This is a genomic window from Pseudoxanthomonas sp. LjRoot204_2, from assembly GCF_056175765.1.
Window position 1 is genome coordinate 1 of the sequence record NZ_JBGFFG010000482.1, and the last position, 2328, is coordinate 2328.

General features: G+C 70.3%; 1 protein-coding gene. It reads right to left on the reverse strand.

Features of this window, described 5'->3' with window-relative positions:
- The coding region (locus AC04L7_RS16900; protein WP_475513478.1) for a YadA family autotransporter adhesin at positions 1–2328 on the reverse strand (2328 nt) is incomplete at both ends.

Sequence of the window (2328 nt, forward strand, 5' to 3'; positions counted from 1 at the left end):
CCGTCGGCGATCGCGAACGCGCCGGAACCGGTCGCCGTCGCGCCGACGCCGTCGGCCAGCGCAGCCGAACCGGAGGCGGTCGCATAGTCTCCGTTGGCGGTGGCGTCGTCGGTGCCATCGTTCGCACCGTTCGCCTTGAAGTAGCGCGTGGCGTTTTCTGAAGCTTCGGCGACTGCATTCAACTGATCGAGGTTCACCGCGTCGGTACCTTCGGTACCGGCGGCGACGTTGGTGATCTGGCGCTCGCTGCCTACATCGCCCACCGAGACGGTGTTGTCGCGGTCCGCCGTCGAGTTCGCGCCGAGCGCCACGCTGTTGTCGCCCAGCGCCGTGCTGTAGAAGCCGACGGCCGTGCTGTTGTCGCCGCTGGCCCAGGATTCCGCGCCCAGTGCCGTGGCGTAGTCGCCCGGCGCGTAGGAGAAGAAGCCGGCCGCCGTGCTTTCCAGACCCGACGCCTCCGACAGACTGCCGGCCGCCAGGCTGTAGTCGCCTGCGGCGATCGCGCCCGACCCGAAGGCGGCCGCGCTGAATCCGCTCGCCTGCGTGTAGACCAGGAGACCGAAGCCGGGAATCAGGTCCGCCGGCCCACCCACCGCCACGCTGTAGTCGCCGCTGGCGCCGCTGGCGTGGCCGAAGCTCGACGCATACGACCCGGTGGCCGTACTGCCATAGCCGAAGGCGGAACTCGCTTCACCACTGGCTTCGCTGAGCACACCGAACGACGAACTGCCGAGCGCCGAGGCGAGGCTGCCGGAACCGACCGCCGTCGCGCCCAGCCCGGAAGCGACCGTATTGACGCTGATCGGATTGCCCTCGGCATCGAAGGCATCGACCGTGCCACCGATGGCGATGCTGGAATCGCCGCTGGCTTCGGCGCTGCTGCCGTTGGCCACGCTGTTGCTGCCGGTGGCGGTCGCGGAGAAGCCGGTCGCGGTGGCACCGTCGGCCAGGGCGAACGCGCCCGAGCCGGTGGCCGTGGCGCCAACGCCTTCGGCCAGTGCGGCCGACCCGGACGCCGTGGCGTAATCGCCGGTGGCCGTCGCGTCGTCGGAGCCGTCGTCCGCACCGTTGGCCTTGAAGTAGCGCGTCGCGTTCTCCGAGGCTTCCGCCACGGCGTTCAACTGATCGACGTTCACCGCATCGGTGCCTTCGGTGCCGGCGGCGACGTTGGTGATCTGGCGTTCGCCGCCGACGCTGCCGACGGACACGGTGTCTTCGCGATCGGCGACCGAGTCGCCGCCGATGGCGACGCTGTTGTCGGCCTCGGCCGTGGCCAGGTTGCCCAGCGCCACCGAGTTGAAGCCCGGCGTGTACGCGCCGCCGCCGACGGCCACCGAATAGTCGCCCGAGGCTTCGGTGGCGAACAGACCGAAGAAGGCACCACCGACGGCCACGCTGTTGTCGCCACTGGCGATCGAGTTCGAACCCAGCGCGGTGCTGTCGAAGTTGCTCGCGATCGCACCGAAGCCCAGCGCCGTCGCGCTGTTGCCGCTCGCCTCGGCGCCGTATCCGAAGGCCGATGCGCCGAAGTTGGATGCGTTGCTGTAGCCGCCGATGGCCGTCGCGGCATCGTCGGAGGCATCACTGCGGAAGCCGACGGCGGTGGCCTGGATGCCCGACGCAGCGGCTTCGGTGCCGATGGCGGAGGCATAGGCGCCCGACGCATTCGCACCCGCACCGGTGGCGGTCGCMCCGACYTCGCCCGCGACCGCACCTGCGCCGATCGCCGTGGCATCGTCCGCCGTGGCCTCGGTGCTGGCATAGACCGGGTTGCCGTCTTCATCCAGCACCGGGTCGCCGTTTTCGTCGAGCAGCTGGCGCTGTCCACCCAGTGCGACCGCACCTGCGCCCGTGGCCTGTGCGCCCGCACCGTTGGCGACGCTGTTGTTGCCGGTGGCGGTGGCATTGAAGCCGGTCGCCGTSGCRCCGTCGGCGATCGCGAACGCGCCGGAACCGGTCGCCGTCGCGCCGACGCCGTCGGCCAGCGCAGCCGAACCGGAGGCGGTCGCATAGTCTCCATTGGCGGTGGCGTCGTCGGTGCCGTCGTTCGCACCGTTCGCCTTGAAGTAGCGCGTGGCGTCTTCCGAAGCTTCGGCGACTGCATTCAACTGATCGACGTTCACTGCATCGGTGCCTTCGGTACCGGCGGCGACGTTGGTGATCTGCCGCTCGCTGCCGGCGCTGCCGACGGAGACGGTGTCTTCGCGGTCGGCCACGGAGTCGCCACCGAGCGCAACGCTGTTGTCGGCATTCGCCGACGCGAGATTGCCGATGGCGGTCGCATTCGTGCCCGGCGCCCACGCGCCGCCGCCGACCGCGGTCGAGAAG